This window comes from Micromonospora lupini str. Lupac 08 (genome assembly GCF_000297395.2).
Taxonomy (GTDB): Bacteria; Actinomycetota; Actinomycetes; order Mycobacteriales; family Micromonosporaceae; genus Micromonospora; species Micromonospora lupini.
In genome coordinates this window covers 5,679,486-5,697,066 of record NZ_HF570108.1, presented here as the reverse complement: position 1 = coordinate 5,697,066, position 17,581 = coordinate 5,679,486, and the positions used below count along the sequence as shown (strand labels likewise).

The window sequence follows — 17,581 nt, the reverse complement described above, 5'->3', positions numbered from 1 at the left end:
ATGTCCCCGGAAAGGCACGTAGAGGCGCGGACCGTCCGGTCGGCGTCTCGTGATCGATCGGATGAGGAGTGGTGATGGCAAGAGTGCTGTCGGGACGGGCGCTGCTCGCGGTGCTGGTCGTCCTGCCGACGCTGACCGCGTGGACTGCCGCGCCGGCCAGCGCCGCCGGTCAGTCGAGCCCCGGGGTGTACGACGACGAACCCGTGGACCGCGACGTCGAGGTGGCGCGGCTGGGCTACCTGAACGGTGTGCGGGTGGTGTTCTCCCGCGACGAGGAGTCCGGCGACTGGGGTCTTCGCCAGGACGGGGAGATGGGCCGCAACGCGCCCCTGGCGTACGACGAGAAGCAGAGCATGTTGGCGGCGTACCTGACGCTCACGCCCCGGTCCGTGCCGGTTCCGCGGGCGCTGCTGTCGGAGCCGCCGGCGGGCACGCCGACTCCGCCGGAGCTGGCGTACCGGACCATCGTCGCGTCCCTGGTCGTCGCCGACAACCTCACCGTGCCGACGTCGAGCGGGATGTCCGCCACCGCGGTGATGACCTGCTGGGACCTGTACTGGAACTCGTACAACTGGGCCGAGCTGCCCGGCTATCCGAATCCGGCGTCGGTGTGGCACCCGACGAAGACGTACTACTCGTCGGACTTCGGTGGGATGAAGATGTACTCCTACAGCTACCTCGCCAACTGCGGCGGGTACGCCCGACACCGGATCTACTACAAGTCGGGCGGGAACTACCACAAGCACCACGACTACGAGGTGGCGTACGCCCACTGGCAGGCGGTCAAGAAGGGCTCGGTGCACCGCTACCGCAAGGTGCTCTACGACGGCGCGGAGGGGGACACCCGCAACGGCAAGTACACCGGCTGACGACACCGGACAGAACCGGCGTCGTGTCCATTGCGCGACGAACAGGTCGAGCCCGCTGCCTGCGGAATTAGCCTGATTCGGTGATGTCGATGGCTGGCGCGGGCGTACGCGTCCGGCTGCTCGGCCCGGTCGAGGTGGTCGCCGCCGACGGGCCGCAGGCGGTGAACGGGCTGCGCCGCAAGGCGGTACTGGCGACGTTGGCGCTGCACGTGGGTCGGGTCGTGAGCGTCGACCGGCTCATCGACGTGGTCTGGGGCGACCGCCTGCCGGCCACCGCGGAGAACACGCTCCAGCGCCACGTCTCCTACCTGCGTGGGGTGCTCGGCGAGCCCGGATCGATCGTGGCGCGTCGGCCCGGTTACCTGCTCAACACCGGGCCGGAGTCCACTGACGTCCAGGTCGCCGAGCACCTCCTGGAACTGGCCCGCCGCGCCACGGACCGGACGGAGCAGGTGACCCACCTGACCGAGGCGGTGGCACTGTGGCGCGGACCGCCGCTTGCCGACGTGGCCGGGTCGGCCTGGCTCGAGGAGCAGGCGGAGCACCTGGCACGCCTGCGGTTGGAGGCCGAACGGGCGCTCGCCGAGGCCCGCCTGTCGGTAGGCGAGCACGCGCGGCTCGTCCCCGGGTTGGAACGGCTCGTCCGGCAGCATCCCTTCGACGAGCACCTGCACGCGCAGTTGATGCTCGCCCTGTACCGGGACGGCCGACACGGCGAGGCGGTCACCACGTACCGACGGTTACGCGACGCCCTGCGGGACAACCTCGGCATCGACCCCAGTCCGCGACTGCGGGATCTGGAGCGCGCCATCCTGCGCCAGGACACCGCCATCGCCGCCCCCGCGCCGGTCGCGACGGCACGGGTGGCGGTGGCCGCGCAGTTGCCTCCTCCCGTACCGACGTTCACCGGGCGCGACGCGGAACTCGCCGCCCTGGACGCGCTCGTCGACCGGGGCGGCGCCGTCGTGGTGTCCGGCACGGCGGGCGTCGGCAAGACCGCCCTCGCCGTGCACTGGGCGCACCGCGCGGCCGGGCGCTTCGCCGACGGCCAGCTCTACGTCAACCTGCGCGGCTTCGACCCGGCGGGCACACCCACCGAACCGGCGCGAGCGCTGCGCGGATTCCTGGAGGCGCTCGGCGTTCCGGCGGCGCGGATGCCCAGCGAACCGGACCTGATGGTCAGCCTGTACCGCACGGCGGTGGCCGGCAAGCGTCTGCTTGTGGTGTTGGACAACGCCCGCGACGCCGAACAGGTCCGACCGCTGCTGCCCGGCTCACCCGACTGCCTCGCGATCATCACCAGCCGGGACCCGCTCACCCCGCTTGTCGTCACCGAGAGCGCCCAACCGGTGATCCTCGACCTGCTGAGCCCCGACGAGGCCCGCGACATGCTGGTCCGCCGGCTCGGGGCGCACCAGGTCGCCGCCGAACCCGCCGCCGCCGCCGACATCGCCGACCGCTGCGCGCGGCTGCCCCTCGCGCTTGCCATCGTCGCCGCCCGAGCCGCCACCAACCGGCGCTTCTCATTGGCCGCGGTCGCCGGTGAGCTGGGTGACCTGAACGCCTTCCGCGGAGGCGACGAGGCCACCGACGTCCGGGCGGTGTTCTCCTGGTCGTGCCGCACGCTCAGCCCGCCCGCGGCCCGGCTGTTCCGGCTGCTGAGCCTGCATCCCGGCCCGGAGGCCGCCGAGCCGGCCGTGGCCAGCCTCGCCGGCGTCACCCCGGCGGCGATCGGCCCGCTGCTCACCGAGCTGACCCGGGCGAACCTCCTCACCGAGCACACCTACGGGCGGTACGCGTTCCACGACCTGCTGCGCGCGTACGCCGCCGGCCTCGCCGACGAGGCGGAGTCGCCGGCCGACCGACAGGACGCCGTACACCGGTTTCTCGACCACTGCCTGCGCGCCGCGCACGCCGCGGACCTCGCACTGCACCCGCACTTCAGCGACATCAGCCTTCCGTCGCCCCGGGCCGACGTGACGCCGGAGAACCCCAGGAACAAGTCGGCCGCCACGGCGTGGTTCACCGCCGAAATCCCCGTTCTGCTCGCCGCCGTGCCGCTCGCGGCACGGTCCGGGTTCGAGGGACACGCCTGGCGGCTCGCCTGGGCCATGGCCGGCTTCCTGCACCGGCAGGGGCACTGGCAGGACTGGCTCGGCACGCAGCGGATCGCTCTCGCCGCCGCGTCGCGCGTCGGCGATCAGGCCGGGCAGGGCCACGCCCACCGCAGCCTCGGCCTCGCCTGCTCCCGGCTCCGGCGCTACGACGAGGCGGACGACCACCTGCGGCGCGCGCTCGACCTGTTCACCGACGTCGGCGACGACGCCGGGCGGGCGCACACCTGCCTCAACCTCGGTCAGCTCGCGGAGCGGCAGGGGCAGCACCACCAGGCGCTCGGCCACTCCCGGCGGGCGCTGACGCTGTTCCGGCGGGCCGGGAACCGGGCCGGGCAGGGGTACACCCTCAACGCGGTCGGTTGGCAGGAAGGGCTGCTCGGCAACCACCACCGTGCCCTCACGGCGTGCGGCGAGGCGCTGCGGATGTTGCAGGAGGTGGACGACGTGCAGGGACAGGCCGACACGTGGGACAGCCTCGGCCACGCCCATCACCAGCTCGGCGACGATTTGCGGGCGATCACCTGCTACGAGCACGCCCTCGAACTCTTCGCGCAGGTCCACGACCGCTACGCGGTGGCGAGCACGTACGTCAATCTGGGCGGCAGCCACCGGGCGCTCGCCGACCTGGGAGGCGCCCGTGCCGCGTGGCGCCGCGCCCTGAGCATCCTCGACGACCTCGGCGACGCCGACGCCGACTCGCTCCGCGCCGACCTCGAACAGCTCGACGTCACCCGGCTGTCCTGACGCTCCGCGCTTTCCGTGCGCTTTCCGGGCCGTTTCAGCGCGGGCCGGCACTCTTCGGGCACCAGTTTCCGCTAGGGACGGAGTGTTCGATGAGTCGCTTGGCACGCAATCTCGCGGTGGTGGGGGTGGTCGGCGGGTTGGTGCTCGCCACCTCCTCCGCGGCCGTGGCCCGGACCGACAAGCCGCCGACCAGGGGCACCGACTGTGTGGTGCAGTACGTCGACGAGCGCGGCGGGATCGTCCGCACCGAGACCGAACCCGAGGGTCGGGAGCACGGCCGGTTCCGCTGCGTCGCCGGGCAGTGGACGTACGCCTGGGACCCGTTCGGGGCGGACGACCGGATCGTGGCCGACGAGATCTGGATCGACCCGTCCGGCGCGGTCTCGGTCCGGCGGTTCACCGGTCCCGCGCTCGGCAACGAGCTCACGATGGGCGAGATCGCCGCCATCGCCCAGGCCGTCACCGGCAGCGGTGACGTGCTGGTCGACCGCGCGATCGTGGCGGTCGACGACGGCAAGGAGCGGACCCCGGAGCAGGTCGAGGCGCTGCTGGCCGGCAAGGACACCACAGGCGTACGCGTGCTGAAGACCTTCGACAAGCCGGATGCCGCCCTGTCGGCGAAGGACATCATCGACGAGGCCGGCGGCACACCCGAGACGACTGTCGTCTACTTCAGCTTCTGGGGCGCGATCAAGGCGGCGCTCTCGTGGGTCTCGGACACGATCGGCGAGATCGGTGAGTGGATCGACAGGCACTGCGGCTGGGGACCCTCTCCCAACGGCCTGGGGGTGGTGGTCACATGTCGCTGGTGACCCGTACGACCCCGGCAGCTCTGCGGGACATCGCCAGGCGCGTCACCATCGTCGCGGCGGCACTCGTCGTCGCGCTGGCGGGCTCGTACGCGCCCTCGCAGGCCGCCGACGACACGGCCCGCACGACCGTCACCGACCAGCAGGGCGCTCCGGGGATCATGCTGCGACAGTTGGAGGACCTGACCGGTCGTCCCGTTGGCGATCTGGACACGGTGCTGGCCGTCGACACCGGGGGGCGGAACCTCACCGGCGACCAACTCGAAGCGCTCGTCGCCGGCAAAGAGGTCGACGGCGTCAAGGTCCTGGGCGCGATGTCCGGCGGCCGGGACATCCTCGACACGACCATGGCCGACCTCGCCGACGGCGTGTACGACGGCAGGGGTGACAGTGGGACCGCGACGTCCTCAGTGCTCTTCGCGTCGTCCACGCCGGAAGGCCGGGAGTGGTGCCTGACCATGTGCATGGGCTCGGGCAAGTCCTTCTGGGAATGCGTCCTGTCGCGTCGCGGCGACCAGACTCTCACCCTGGACCTCGGCGGCGACACCACGCTCGGCGGGATGAAGGCGGCCTTCGAGAAGGCCAACGGCGGGATCGCCGCCGAAGGGCCGTACGCGGTGGAGACGTTGACAAGCGACGCCGACCCCACGGCGGAGGAGATCGAGATGCTCCTCGACGGCAAGGAGGTCGACTCGCTGCGCCGGGTGGCGACAGTGGAGGGACCCGACCCCGGGTGGGCACTGAGCGACATCGCCGAAAAGTCGGGCGTTCCCTACGTGAAGAAGTGGACCCACATCGTCACCTTCGGGGTTCCCTTCCTCGGGAAGGTCGTCGTGTTCTGCGTCTCCTACAACAACGGGAAGACCTGGAGATGCAGGTCCTATCAGTGGGGCGGGTTCTAGCCGCTGGGCCGACGATCCCGCTCCGCGCCGACCGACCGGGTCGACGCGGAGCGGGTCTCCCTGTTTTCGGCATCGTCACACGTCGGCGAGCCGCGCCGGATCGCGTCCTGGCGCGGGCGTCACGCTCATTCCGGCCCGAGTCGCCCTTCCTCGTCGACGGGGTCAGGTACGGATCGCGTCGGTCGGGATGCGAGGCTGGGGGTGTGCCGTCCTCGCTCGCGCGTCGTGTGTACGAAGCCTGCCACCTGACCGGGTCGTTCCGACTGCGGTCCGGTCAGGTGAGCCCCGAGTACTTCGACAAGTATCTGTTCGAGGGGCAGCCCGATCTGTTGCGTGACGTGGCCCAGGCGATGGTCGCCCTGCTGCCGGAGTGCGACGTGCTGGCGGGCATGGAGATGGGCGGCATACCGATCGCCACAGTCATGTCGCAGCTGACCGGGCTGCCGACGGTCTTCGTTCGCAAGCAGGCCAAGGAGTACGGCACCGGCAAGGCGGCGGAGGGCGGCCCGGTGGACGGGCGGCGCGTCGTGGTGGTCGAGGACGTGGTCACGACCGGCGGGGCGCTGCTGGAGTCGTGCCGGCTCCTGCGGGCCGGCGGGGCGGTGCTCGAAACGGTGGTGTGCGCGATCGACCGTGAGCAGGGCGGGCGGGAGAACCTGGCCGCCGAGGGGCTGCTGTTGCGGGCCGCCCTCAACCGTCGCGAGCTGGAAGCCTCCGCACGGACCCGATGACTGGGGCGGGGTAGCGCAGGCTGTACCCGAGGAGGGCAGCAGAGGGGATCGTCCCGGTATCGGAATTCTTGAACCATTGATGGCGTCAAGCGTTCCGCTACCGAGGAGTCATCATGCCCCTGCAAACGCCTCCCTCCACCCGCCGCCGTCGGACCATGCGGGTCGCCGCCGGGGCGTTGGCCGCCGCCGCCGTCCTGACCGGCCCACAGGCGTTCGCCGCCGCCGAGACCGGCCGGCCCGCCGGCCCACGGGACACCGTGCAGCGGCACCTGGACGGGCTGGTCAGCGCGGACGGCTTCCCCGGCGTGCTCGCCTCCGTCCGGGGGGCCGACGGTCGGGTCCGCGACTACACCGCCGGCCCGGTTCCCCGCGACGGCCAGGTCCGCATCGGCAGCAACACCAAGATCTTCACCGCAGTGGTCGTCCTGCAGTTGGTGGGGGAGGGCCGCATCGGCCTGGACGCCACGGTCGAGCACTACCTGCCCGGCGTCGTGCAAGGTCACGGCAACGACGGCCGCAGAATCACCGTACGCCAGCTGTTGCAGCAGACGAGCGGCCTGCCCGACTACGACGACGTGCTGTTCACCAAGTCGCAGGACCTGGTCGACAAGAGTCACTCGTACTACCAGCCGCGCCGGCTGGTCGACGCTGCGCTCACGAACGCCCCGCACTTCACGCCCGGCGCGAAGTGGGAGTACAGCAACACCAACTACGTCCTCGCCGGGCTCATCGTCGAGCAGGTCACCGAACGACCCATCGGGGAGGAGATCACCAACCGCATCATCCGGCCGCTCGGTCTGCGCGACACGTACTGGCCGGGCGTCGGCGAGCAGCGCCTGCGGGGCACGCACCCGCGCGGCTACGTCGCGGTGGCCCCGGGCGCCGAGTGGGTGGACGTCACCGACATGGACCCGTCCCTGGGCTGGGCCGCCGGCCAACTGGTCTCGACCCCGGACGAGCTGCGGACCTTCTTCGAGGCGCTCGTCGGCGGCAAGTTGCTCAAGCCCGCGCAGCAGGCGGCCATGATGACGACAGTGCCCGCGCCCGGCTTCGAGCCGACCGGCGAGTACGCGTACGGGCTGGGCATCGCCCGGCACGCGCTGCCCTGCGGCGGCGACGCCTGGGGCCACGGCGGCGACATCCAGGGCTTCGAGACCCGCAACCTCGTCACCAGGGACGGCCGCAGCGCCGTCGTCGCGGTGACCGCCCTGCCGACCGGTGAGCAGATGCTCGCCCACGTGAACGAGAGCGTCGAAACGGCGCTGTGCACCACCGACCACTGACCCTGCCCGCCCCGTGATCGCCCCGGGCTCGGCCCGGCGCACACGCCCGCCCCGCGCTCATGATCGACTCGCGCTTCAGGAATCCGCGGTGTCCGAGCGACTGGGACACCGCGGATTCTGGGAACCCGAGTGGATCTCGGACTGTGATGCCACGGATTCCGGGAACCGGGGTCGGTCTCGGTGCGTGAGCCCGATGAGGGTGGTCAGCCGGGCCCCGTCGGCCGCGGCCCGGCCGTCGGAGGCGATGTCGGTCAGCCCAAGGCTGTGTGCTGGGGCGGGAGTTGGAGTTCGAGTTCGATTGTCCGTACCTGCCGCTTCGCGTTCGCCGCTATCGGTTCCGGCCTGCCGATCTGGTACCCCTGGGCGAAGTCGACACCACAGCTTTTCAGAAGTGTCAGTGTCTCCTCGTCTTGGACATACTCGGCGGCAACACGGATGCCGAGGGTGTGACAAAGCTTCACCAACGTGGACACGACGGCCTGGTCCGCCGGTGACCGACAGAGATTGACGATGAACACACCGTCGATCTTGACGAGGTCGACCGGCAGGATCTTCAGGTGGACGAGGGCGCCGTATCCCGTACCGAAGTCGTCCAGTGCGAGTTGGCAGCCGATCTGCCTGATGCCGGTGGCGAAGGCCAGGGCGCCGTTCCGGTTCTCGATGAGGGTGGTCTCGGTGATTTCGAAGGTCAGACACTCGGGGTTGACCTTGTGACGGCGGATCGCCTCGGTGACGTAGGTCAGCAGTCCGGGGTCGGCGAGAGACTTGCCGGAGATGTTGACCTGATAGTGGGAGGTCTGCGCCCCGCGGCCGATCAGTTCGAGGGCGTGGTCGATGACCCACTTGTCCACTGTGAGGATCTCGCCGACGCGCTCGGCCATCTCGAGGAAGGCCCACGGCGCCATGGGCTCGCCGGCGTCGCTGCGAACCCGCAACAGGATCTCGTGACGAGTGACCTCGTTGAGGCCGAGGTCGACGATGGGCTGAGCGTAGAGGGCGAACCTGTTGGCAGACACGGCCTGTCGTACCCGGGCTCGGCAGCGGTCCACGCGATCCGCGTCCGTGACAGGCTGGTCGAGAACCGAGACCGGCAGGCCGTTGTGTCGCGCGTCGCGGGCGGCGTGCTCGCCATCGATGAGCAGGTCGAACCCGGTGGCAGTGGCGTCACTGGCGAAATGAACAAGTCCCGCCGACGTGTTCAGGCGCACCGTCCGATGCTGCACGCTGAACAGGTGCCGTCGGAAGGTGTCGACGATCCTGGCAGCCAGGATTCCGGGATCAGAGGCGTGCTCCTCCTCTTCCGGTGCCACGAGCACGGCCCACAGACCGGGGCCGACCAGCCCGCAGACCACCTCGTCGCCAACCATCGTGCGCAGGAGCCCTGCCACCTCTCCGGTCAGCTGGTCGTGATTCTCGTCGGTGATCGCATCGGGCAACCGGGTGGTGGGCTCGGTCGCCACGACGACAAGGGCTCCGCCGCTGGTACGGCGCGCCTTGTCGATCTCGTCGATGAGGTAGCTGCGGGTCGGCAGGCCGGTCGCCGTGTCGAGCGCCGCCAGGTCGGCACAGAGCATCCGGCTCCGGGTGGACAGTCGACTGCGTTCCTGCCGGGCCAGCTCGAATGCGGTGGCGTCCTCTGCGGTGGCGATGATCCCCGTCTGTTTGCCGGCGGCGGTGAGAATTTCGATGTGGCAGTGCAGGTGACGGACACTGCCTCCGGGCTGTATCACTCGGAACGCGACCTCTTCCGGGCTCCGCCGCTCCCACGCCCTCCGGACGACGTCGCGGACAAAGTCCACGTCCGCAGGGTGCACGAGGTCGGCAAGTATCCGTGGAGTGAGACGCAGCGTTCCCGGCGGATGTCCCCAGATCATCGCCATCTCGTCGGACCAGACGAGCCGCGCGAACGCGTCGCTGTCACCGGTGCCACACGACCAGGTGATCGTTCCGAGCTTCGCCAGCTGCGCGGAGCGCGCGATCCTGGTCGCCTCGTCGATCTCTGTGGTCAGCGGGTCGACGACGTCGGTGTCGGAGATGATGTCGTACCCCTCGGCGATGGAGAGGTCGTACTGGCTCTGGACCGCCCGTGCGACGCGACGCGCGCGGGCGAGTTCCAGCGAGCTGGGCGGCCTCGTCTCGGCGAGCTTCAGAATGTCATCGAGATCCACGGCTGCCTCCCGGGCGCCTGCGGCTGTCGTAACCAGCTTCCTGGGCCAGCTCACGTAGCCGCCGTTTCGCGGCCAGCTTGTACGAGCGGATGCTGCTCTCGGCCAACCCGAGGACGCGGGCGATCTCGTGATTGGTGAAGCCTGCGCGCTCCATCTCGAACACCTCGGCGTGTCGCGACGGTAGCTGGTGCAGCCAGCTCCGCAGCAACTCCTCTGCTTCCCAGGAGTCGGCGACGCCTCCGTTTGGCGCCGGAGGGAGGTCCTCCGGCGCTACCGCCGCTTCGCGCTGACGCCGTTGCTGCTCCTTGCGGATCTTGTTCCGGGCCGTGATGATCAGCCAACCGACCGGCTTCGCGTAGCTTCGGATCTTCGGCCACTGGACGCGTCCGTGCAGGTACGCGTCGTTGAGGGCGTCCTGCACAACCTCGCGGTCCCGGCATCGCGCCAGCAGGATCTGCTCGACCGTGTGATAGCTGTCCTCCACGAAAGCAGCGAACTCCCGGTCGTGCTCGGCCTTGCGGCACGCGGCCGCAGCCTCGGTGTCAGCCGGTCCCGGCATCCGAGCGGCGGTGCCCTCCACCCGGATCACGCGGCCTCCCGGTCGCTCACGCCCCATACCCGGCCGTGGCCGTCCAAGTCCACCTCGCGCTGCCCGTCGCGATCACGTTCCACGATCCGCACGACGTGTTGGCCGGCCTCGGCCAGGTCGGTCAGGCCGGCCATCCGGGTGGCGGCACGTCTCGACGCCTCGCGTTCCTCGTGCAGTCGTGTTCGGTACGCGAGGTAGGCCCGTACCAGCCCTGCCACTGGACCGGCGACGGCCAGCGCCAGGGCCAACGCTCCGTAACCGGAGAGCGGTGCCACCAACGTCTCGTTCATCATTCTCCCTTGTCGCCTCGGTCCCGCCAATTACTATCCGTGGCGACAAGCGAATGTAGATGCCTCACTGCGCGTAATCTTGGTAGAGATCACTGATCAAGGGATTGCGCTGGGATCACGTCGCAAAGTTACCGATGGATCACCGTGCGCACGAGCGGTCACTTGTGGACGGGTAACCATGGCGCACGCCCCTACCTCTAACTCTTGGTAGCTGAATGGCCACCTCTCCCGTTGCGGGCCGCGTAACGCTCAGTTCGTGCCGATCCGGCGTTGGTACGGCTTCCGAGCGCGAGGCGGGAGGTTGGTCATCGTCCGGGTGGCTGGATTCCCGCCAGGGCGAGGGTCAGGATTCGCTCCGCCTTCGCGGCGTCTGCCGGCTGGGCGGCGAGGGAGATCGCGTTGGCGAGGGTCATCAGGTCCGCCATGACGACGTCCCCGCGTACGGAACCCTGGTCGGCGGCTCGACGCAACAGCTTCTCGCCCGCCGCGGTGAGCGTCGCGCCGCAGGTCCCGTTCTCCTCGGGTGGCGCGTTGAGCAGTGTCACCGCCAGGCCGCGGGTCGTCGTGGCGTACACGGTGACCTCCCGCAGCCAGGTGGTGAGGGCGGCGAGAGCATCCGGCTCGGCCAGCAGGTCCTCGGCGCGGCAGGCGAGGTTGTGGACGCAGGTCCGGAAGACGGCCTGGAGCAGGGACCAGCGGGACGGGAAGTGCCGGTGCAGGGTCGCCGAACCCACGCCGGCGGATCGGGCGATCTCCTCCAGCGACGCGTACGCGCCGTCGCGGGCGGTCGCCTCGGTGGCCGCCTTGACGATGAGGTCGTAGTTGCGTTGTGCGTCTGCTCGCATGGCCCGCCGTTGCCAAAGTGGGGTGGTCCCCCATATCGTAGCCGACGAGAAGTGGGGGGATGCCCCACTTCCTCCGGGAGGCAATCATGGCTGTTCTTGTCATCGGCGCGACCGGCAAGCAGGGCGGGGCCACCGCCCGAGCGCTGCTCGACCGTGGCGTCGCGGTCCGTGCCCTCGTCCGTGACCCCGGCGCCGACAACGCCCAGGCCCTGCTGAAGCGGGGAGCCGAACTGGTCAGGGGTGACCTGGACGATGAGGCGTCGCTGCTCGCCGCGGCCGAGGGGATGGACGGCGTCTTCTCGATCCCGTACCCCGACGTGGCGAACATGCAGGGCGACGCCGAGCTGACCCGCGGCCGCAACGTCGTCGAGGCCGCGCGCCGAGCCGGTGTGTCGCACGTCGTGCACAGCAGCGTCTCCGGTGCCGGCGACTTCCACCGCAGCCAGCCCGGCTGGGCCGAAGGGCGCTGGGAGCGGCACTACTGGGAGAGCAAGGCGGCCATCGACGAGATGGTGCGTGCCGGCGGCTTCGCGCACTGGACCGTGCTCCTGCCGTCGACCTTCATGGAGAACCTCGTCGGCTGGTCCTACCTCTTCGGCGACTGGTCGAGCGGCACGATCATCACCGGATTCGCCGCGGACGCGCGGCTTCCCTGGATCGCCGTCGACGACATCGGGGAAGCCGCGGCGACCGCGTTCACGAACCCGGAGAAGTTCGACGGCCTGGACGTCGAACTCGCCGGCGACCTGCTCACCATGACCGAGGTCGCGGCGATCCTCAGCGAGGTCACCGGCGCGACGATCACCGCGCCCGTGCTCACCCCGCAGGAAGCGGTCGAGCGCGGCCTGCTCCCCGCCATGGTCAACGCGGTCGAGCGGATCAACGAGAACGGCAGCCCCGCCCGTCCGGAAATCGCCCAGGCACTCGGCCTGTCCCTCACCGACTTCCGGACGTGGGCCCGACGCACGTTCTCCTGAGACTCACCGGTCACGAGATCGACGCGACTGCCTTCGATCGCGTCGTGGTGACGCGGCGGCGGCGCACCGGGTAGAAGATCGGGTGGGAGACGCTCCAGGCCGCGCCCTTGCAGACGACCTCCTTGTAGCGAGCCGCCATCCTCCCCGTGAGCAGCGCCGGCTTGGCGCGGTCGTCGGCGGTCACGTACTGGATGATGCCGTCGCGACGGCCGAGGCTGATGCACTGGTTGAAGTAGCGCAGCGGGGCCTTCGGGATCCTCGTCCGACCGGTCAGGCGCGCGGCGATGGCGTCGGCGGCCTGCCAGGCCATCGGGGTTCCCGAGGCGCAGGACATCCGCAGCGGCCTGCCGCCCGGCCCGGCGGCGAGTCCGGCGTCGCCGACGGCGTACACGTCGGGGTGCGAGACGGAGCGCATCGTGTCGTCGACGACGATCTGCCCGGTGGTCGCGACCGTCAGGGTCGTGGCGGCGGCGATGGGGTGGACGGCGAAGCCGGCCGTCCACACTGTCACCTGGGCCGGGATGGTCCGACCGTCGCCGGTGACCGCGCCGTTCGCCTCCACCCGGGCGATGTCGGTGTGCTCGTGGACGGTGATGCCGAGCCGGTCCGCGACACCCCGCAGGTGCTGTCGCGCCTTCTCGTTGAGCCAGTCGCCGAGGCCGCCGCGGGTGACGATCGCGACGTCGAGGTCGGGGCGGGCCTCGGCGATCTCGGTGGCCGCTTCGAGACCGGTGAGACCGCCGCCGACGACGAGCACGGTCCCGCCGGCTGCGAGGTGGGCGAGGCGGTCGCGCAACCGCAGCGCCGACGGCCGGCCGGAGACGTCGTACGCGTGCTCGGCGACACCGGGCACGCCGTGGTCGGCGGCGGCGCTGCCGAGGGCGTAGACGAGAGTGTCGTACGCGATCTCGTCGGCGCCGCGCTCGTCGGTCACCGCGACGGTCCGGTGCTCGACGTCGACGGCGGTGACCCGGGCGAGGCGGACCCGCACACCGGTGCCCGCGTACACCTTGGTCAGCTCCTGGCGTGTGAGGTCCTGGCCGGTGGCGAGCTGGTGCATGCGGACCCGCTCGACGAAGTCGGCGGCGGCGTTGACGACTGTGATGTCGACGTCGTCGGCGTGCAGTCGACGGGCGAGACGTCCGGCGGCGATCGCTCCGGCGTAGCCGGCCCCGAGGACGACGATGCGATGCTTCATGGTGGCGCTCCTGTCTCGGTGGTTGTCACCTCCTGAACCGGACAGCGACGCGATTGCTGACAGGAGTCGGCTATGACCTGGGTCACCAGACGTGCAGGAGCGGTTCGGAATGCTCGGCGGTGGGCCACTGGCGCGTGGCGCGTTCGAGCTTGTCCGGGTTGACCTGGGTGTGGATGGCCGCGACGCCCTCGGGTGTCACCTCCAGGGACATGACGCCGACGACCCGGCCGTCCATGACCACCACCACGGCGGGGCCGCCGTTGACGACCTCGGCGTACAGGGCGGGGCTGCCGCCCACCAGGCTCCGCTTGACGTCGCTGGGCCGGAACAGGCCACGCAGGAACTTCGCCACCGCCAGCGCACCGGAGACCGGTGTGGTCCGGGCCGGGATCTTGCCGCCGCCGTCGCCGACGCTCGTCGCGTCGTCGGTCAGCAACCGCACCAACCGCTGGATCTCGCCGCTGTTGGCGGCCGTGAGGAACTCCGCCACGATCCTCCGCGCGGCGGCGCCGTCGACCGCGGCGCGGACCCGGTCGGCGCTGACGTGCTGCTTGGCGCGCCGGTAGAGCTGCTGACAGCTCGCCTCGGTGACACCGAGGATCTCGGCGATCTCACCGTGCGCGTAGCCGAACGCCTCGCGCAGCACGTACACCGCGCGCTCGTTCGGCGACAGCCTCTCCATCAGGGTGAGCACCGCCATCGAGACCGATTCGCGCTGCTCGACCGAGTCGACCGGGCCGAGCATCCGGTCCCCGGCGAGGACCGGCTCGGGCAGCCAGGTGCCCACGTAGGTCTCGCGCCGGGCGCGCGCCGAGGTGAGCTGGTTGAGGCACAGGTTGGTGAGCACCCGGGTCAGCCACGCCTCGGGCGTCTCGACGTGCTCCCGGTCGGCGGCCTGCCAGCGCAGGAACGTGTCCTGGACCGCGTCCTCGGCGTCGCTGGCCGAGCCCAGCAGGCGGTAGGCGATCGCCTCCAGGCGGGCCCGGGAGCGCTCGAACACCTCGACCTCGTCCGGACGCAGCGGCATGGCTCGACAGTAGCCGCTGGGCCGCTGCTGGCCCGTTGTCAGCAGGTGGAACGCAGGTGGTTGTCCCGGTACCACGTGCAGACCCTCGTCACGCCGGGCAACGCCGCCAGGTCGCGGCGCAGTCGCTCCTGCTCCTGCGCCGAGAGGCCGGGGGTGAACTCCACGATGCCGGTCGGTCCTTCGCCGTCGACCGCGTAGTTGATGCGGAAGCTGTAGACGCGGGAGGCCACCTCGGCGTCGGCGCGGCTGGAGATGCGGTCCACCGCCGAGGGTGTCGACGCGGCATCGGTGTGGACGGCGAACCCGACCGGTGGCGACGTCAGTGAGTGGTGCACCGCCCCGGCCGACGCCACGGCCGCCACGACTGCCAGCGCCGTGCCGACGAGCACCGACAGTCGGGCGCGCCAGGCCGACCGGCGCGGATCCGCCGTCGTGGCCAGCAGAATCAACGCGCCGGGCAGGATCCAGGTGAACACACCCTGCAGGGCCAGGGCGAGCACCACCAGGCCAACGACCAGGCTGGCGTACGCGAACTGCCGCGCTCGCCGAAAGAACAGGGGTACGACCGTCAACCCGACCGGGATCCAGGCGACCCGGAAGGCCACGGTGTCGCCGCCGGTCTGATACTGCCAGCCGGCCAGGAACGTGGCGGCCAGGAGCGCGGCCACCACGAGAGCGCGAGGCCAGGCGTGGACCCTCTCCGCCGGCGGGGCCTGTGTCGTCACGAGAGGCAGTGTGCCGCCCCGGGGCAACGGTGCCAATCCCGCTGCGCGTGGGTCACGTGGCCGGAATGGGAGGGCGTCGCGGTCGACGCGTCAGGAGGTGACCTGCCGGAGTTGACAGCGCTTGTCGCCTAGGATGAGGCGCATGAGCGCTGAGGCCGTTGGCATGCACATGCCCGCCGTCGTGACGCTCGACGACGTGGCGGCGATGAATGCCGCCGATCCGAACGGCCACCGTTACGAGACCAGCCCCGAGGGGGTCCTGTCGGTCATGCCGCCGCCCGATTCGGAACACGCCATGATCGCCAGTCGGCTTTTCGCCTGGCTGATCATGGCTGGTTGGCCCGCCGAGCAGGTGCTCCAGGTCGCCGGTGTGCGGATCCCCGGGCCGGACGGTGACGGCGGTCGGATTCCCGATCTCAGCGTGTGGCGTAAGCCGCCGAGCCGCAGCGTCTGGGCCGCGGTGACGGAGATCGTGCTCGTGGTGGAGATCGTCTCGCCCGGCTCGGAGGCGATGGACTCGGTCACCAAGGTCCGCGAGTACGCGTCGGCGGGCATCCCGCAGTACTGGGTGGTGGACCGCGACGGCGCGCAGACGGTCACCCTGCACCGGCTGGGTGGTGACGGGTCGTACGAGGAATGCGCACGGATGCCGCTGGCGTGGCTGCTCCAGACGGTTCCCGGGGACCATCTCGACTGAGCGTCTGGCCGTGGGGCGGTCCCGCCTGTCGTATGGTGCCGGCATGGCGCACCCGGTGTGGGCGGACGGTGACGCGTACGAGGCGTACGTGGGTCGGTGGAGTCGCCTGGTCGCGGCCGACTTCGTGCGCGGGCTCGCCGTGCCACCCGGGCGGCACTGGCTGGACGTGGGCTGCGGCACCGGCGCGTTGACCTCGACGGTCCTCGTCGAGGCCGATCCCGCTCGGGTGACAGGCATCGACCCCTCGGCGGGCTTCGTCGCCCAGGCGCGTGCCCGCGTCGAGGACGCCCGCGCGAGCTTCCACGTCGGTGACGCCCGCGCGCTGCCGGTGCCCGACCGGGCCGTCGACGTGGTGGTCAGCGGGCTGACGCTCAACTTCGTGCCCGAGCCGGAGCGGGCGGTGGCCGAGTTCGCCCGGGTCGTCCGGCCGGCGGGGGTGGTGGCCGCGTACGTGTGGGACTACGCGGAGGGCATGGCGATGATGCGGCACTTCTGGGCCGCCGCCACGCAGCTCGACCCGGCCTCGGCGGCGCGGGACGAGGCGAACCGCGGCAGCGTGTGCGGGGCCGACGCCCTGCGGGCGCTGTGGGTGGACGCCGGCCTGGCGGAGGTGTCGGTCCGGCCGGTGGACGTGCCGACTGTCTTCGCCGACTTCGCCGACTACTGGCGGCCGTTCCTCGGCGGGCAGGGCAGGGCCCCGTCGTACGTCACCTCGCTGGGGGAGCCGGAGCGGGCGGCGCTGCGGGACCTGCTGGCCGCCCGGCTGCCGATCGAGCCGGACGGTTCGATCCGGCTCACCGCGCGGGCCTGGGCCGTACGGGGCACGGCGGCGTGACCGGGAGGCTCAGGCCGGCTGCATGAGGCCTGCGCGATAGGCGAAGGACACCAACTGGGCCCGGTCCTTGACGTTGAGTTTGCACCGCAGCCGGTAGACGTGGGTGCGCACGGTGGTCAGGCCGATGGACAACTCGGTGGCGACCTCCTCGGTGGACTTTCCGTCCGCCATCAGCAGCAGCACCTGTCGTTCCCGTGGGGTCAACGTGGACACCGCCGGCTGGAAGACCTCCTCCGGGTACGGCTGTCGACGCCGGAACCAGTCGACCAGCCGGTCGGCGATCCGGGGGGCCAGGGTGGTCTGGCCGGCGGCGGCGGCACGCACCGCGGCGGCGACCTCCTCCCAGGTGGCGTCCGGCATCAGGATCCCGTTGACACCCGCCTGGAACACGCTGCTGACCAGGTCGTCGCTGTCGTCGGTGGCGAACACCACGAAACGGGGTCGAGGAGTCAAATTTTCGGCGTTGATTTTGTGAATGAGGTCGACCGCGGAAATGCCGCGCAATTTCAGGCCGGTGACGATGACGTCGACACGGTGCGTGCGGGCCAGCATTATCGCGTGGTTGCCGCTGTCCGAGGTGTCGACCACGGAGACATCGGGCTCGCTGCCCAGCAGCGTACGGAGGCCATCTCGGACAATTGGCAATTCGTCGCAGACAAGAACCCGGATTGACATTCCCCCGCCTTACGTACTGCCGCCGGTGAATTCAACACATCGATGATCGCGATGTTACTCGGTCGAACGCGGCTGCGACAGCCGTGTCACGCCGCCGGCC

At 70.7% G+C, this 17,581-nt stretch carries 17 protein-coding genes; 9 read left to right on the top strand and 8 right to left on the bottom strand.

Features of this window, described 5'->3' with window-relative positions:
- The first annotated feature begins 74 nt into the window (after positions 1 to 74).
- The 6 genes from MILUP08_RS26955 to MILUP08_RS26930 all read left to right on the top strand — a co-directional run bounded on the left by MILUP08_RS26955 (position 75) and on the right by MILUP08_RS26930 (position 7,455).
- Positions 75 to 869, top strand: a complete 795-nt coding sequence (locus MILUP08_RS26955; RefSeq protein WP_007463709.1) for a hypothetical protein — start codon at positions 75 to 77, stop codon at positions 867 to 869.
- Positions 870 to 952: 83 nt separating this feature from the next.
- Complete coding sequence (locus MILUP08_RS35570) at positions 953 to 3,730, top strand: AfsR/SARP family transcriptional regulator (protein ID WP_007463707.1); 2,778 nt, start codon at positions 953 to 955, stop codon at positions 3,728 to 3,730.
- Between the two features lie 89 nt (positions 3,731 to 3,819).
- Positions 3,820 to 4,542: a hypothetical protein gene (locus MILUP08_RS26945; RefSeq protein ID WP_007463704.1), complete on the top strand. Its 723-nt coding sequence runs from the start codon at positions 3,820 to 3,822 to the stop codon at positions 4,540 to 4,542.
- On the top strand, positions 4,530 to 5,441 hold the full coding sequence (locus MILUP08_RS26940; RefSeq protein ID WP_007463703.1) for a hypothetical protein: 912 nt from the start codon (positions 4,530 to 4,532) through the stop codon (positions 5,439 to 5,441). Before MILUP08_RS26945 ends, MILUP08_RS26940 begins: the two co-directional genes overlap by 13 nt.
- A gap of 203 nt (positions 5,442 to 5,644) precedes the next feature.
- Positions 5,645 to 6,172, top strand: coding sequence for an orotate phosphoribosyltransferase (gene pyrE / locus MILUP08_RS26935; protein WP_007463701.1), 528 nt, complete (start codon positions 5,645 to 5,647; stop codon positions 6,170 to 6,172).
- A 113-nt stretch (positions 6,173 to 6,285) separates the two neighbouring features.
- Positions 6,286 to 7,455, top strand: a complete 1,170-nt coding sequence (locus MILUP08_RS26930) for a serine hydrolase domain-containing protein (RefSeq protein ID WP_007463699.1) — start codon at positions 6,286 to 6,288, stop codon at positions 7,453 to 7,455.
- A gap of 251 nt (positions 7,456 to 7,706) precedes the next feature.
- On the opposite strand, the gene MILUP08_RS26925 is transcribed toward MILUP08_RS26930, so the two are convergent.
- The 4 genes from MILUP08_RS26925 to MILUP08_RS26910 all read right to left on the bottom strand — a co-directional run bounded on the left by MILUP08_RS26925 (position 7,707) and on the right by MILUP08_RS26910 (position 11,347).
- A complete protein-coding gene (locus MILUP08_RS26925; protein WP_007463693.1) occupies positions 7,707 to 9,623 on the bottom strand; it encodes an EAL domain-containing protein in 1,917 nt (638 codons plus the stop codon).
- Positions 9,610 to 10,212 carry an RNA polymerase sigma factor gene (locus MILUP08_RS26920; RefSeq protein WP_007463690.1) on the bottom strand — a complete coding sequence of 201 codons (603 nt, stop codon included), beginning with the start codon at positions 10,210 to 10,212 and terminating at the stop codon, positions 9,610 to 9,612. The genes MILUP08_RS26925 and MILUP08_RS26920 overlap by 14 nt, the downstream gene beginning before the upstream one ends.
- Complete coding sequence (locus tag MILUP08_RS26915; protein ID WP_144057021.1) at positions 10,209 to 10,502, bottom strand: hypothetical protein; 294 nt, start codon at positions 10,500 to 10,502, stop codon at positions 10,209 to 10,211. The genes MILUP08_RS26920 and MILUP08_RS26915 overlap by 4 nt, the downstream gene beginning before the upstream one ends.
- Before the next feature lie 305 nt (positions 10,503 to 10,807).
- Positions 10,808 to 11,347 (bottom strand): TetR/AcrR family transcriptional regulator, encoded by a 540-nt coding sequence (locus tag MILUP08_RS26910; RefSeq protein WP_007463686.1) that lies wholly within the window; start codon positions 11,345 to 11,347, stop codon positions 10,808 to 10,810.
- Between the two features lie 86 nt (positions 11,348 to 11,433).
- On the opposite strand from MILUP08_RS26910, the gene MILUP08_RS26905 reads away from it, so the two are divergent.
- The gene (locus MILUP08_RS26905; protein WP_039908862.1) at positions 11,434 to 12,324 is read left to right on the top strand and encodes an NmrA/HSCARG family protein; all 891 of its coding nucleotides are present in this window, start codon (positions 11,434 to 11,436) and stop codon (positions 12,322 to 12,324) included.
- A 10-nt stretch (positions 12,325 to 12,334) separates the two neighbouring features.
- On the opposite strand, the gene MILUP08_RS26900 is transcribed toward MILUP08_RS26905, so the two are convergent.
- From MILUP08_RS26900 to MILUP08_RS26890, 3 genes are all read right to left on the bottom strand, one after another.
- Positions 12,335 to 13,522 (bottom strand): NAD(P)/FAD-dependent oxidoreductase, encoded by a 1,188-nt coding sequence (locus MILUP08_RS26900; RefSeq protein ID WP_007463682.1) that lies wholly within the window; start codon positions 13,520 to 13,522, stop codon positions 12,335 to 12,337.
- 82 nt (positions 13,523 to 13,604) lie between these two features.
- The gene (locus MILUP08_RS26895; protein ID WP_007463680.1) at positions 13,605 to 14,549 is read right to left on the bottom strand and encodes an RNA polymerase sigma-70 factor; all 945 of its coding nucleotides are present in this window, start codon (positions 14,547 to 14,549) and stop codon (positions 13,605 to 13,607) included.
- Positions 14,550 to 14,587: 38 nt separating this feature from the next.
- Positions 14,588 to 15,274 (bottom strand): hypothetical protein, encoded by a 687-nt coding sequence (locus tag MILUP08_RS26890; protein ID WP_144057020.1) that lies wholly within the window; start codon positions 15,272 to 15,274, stop codon positions 14,588 to 14,590.
- A 142-nt stretch (positions 15,275 to 15,416) separates the two neighbouring features.
- Here MILUP08_RS26890 and MILUP08_RS26885 point away from each other — a divergent pair, with 142 nt between their 5' ends.
- Both MILUP08_RS26885 and MILUP08_RS26880 read left to right on the top strand, forming a co-directional pair.
- Positions 15,417 to 15,971 carry a Uma2 family endonuclease gene (locus tag MILUP08_RS26885; RefSeq protein ID WP_007463676.1) on the top strand — a complete coding sequence of 185 codons (555 nt, stop codon included), beginning with the start codon at positions 15,417 to 15,419 and terminating at the stop codon, positions 15,969 to 15,971.
- A gap of 43 nt (positions 15,972 to 16,014) precedes the next feature.
- Positions 16,015 to 16,806 (top strand): class I SAM-dependent methyltransferase, encoded by a 792-nt coding sequence (locus MILUP08_RS26880; protein WP_144057019.1) that lies wholly within the window; start codon positions 16,015 to 16,017, stop codon positions 16,804 to 16,806.
- A gap of 9 nt (positions 16,807 to 16,815) precedes the next feature.
- On the opposite strand, the gene MILUP08_RS26875 is transcribed toward MILUP08_RS26880, so the two are convergent.
- A complete protein-coding gene (locus MILUP08_RS26875; RefSeq protein ID WP_007463672.1) occupies positions 16,816 to 17,481 on the bottom strand; it encodes a response regulator transcription factor in 666 nt (221 codons plus the stop codon).
- Positions 17,482 to 17,581 lie beyond the last annotated feature (100 nt).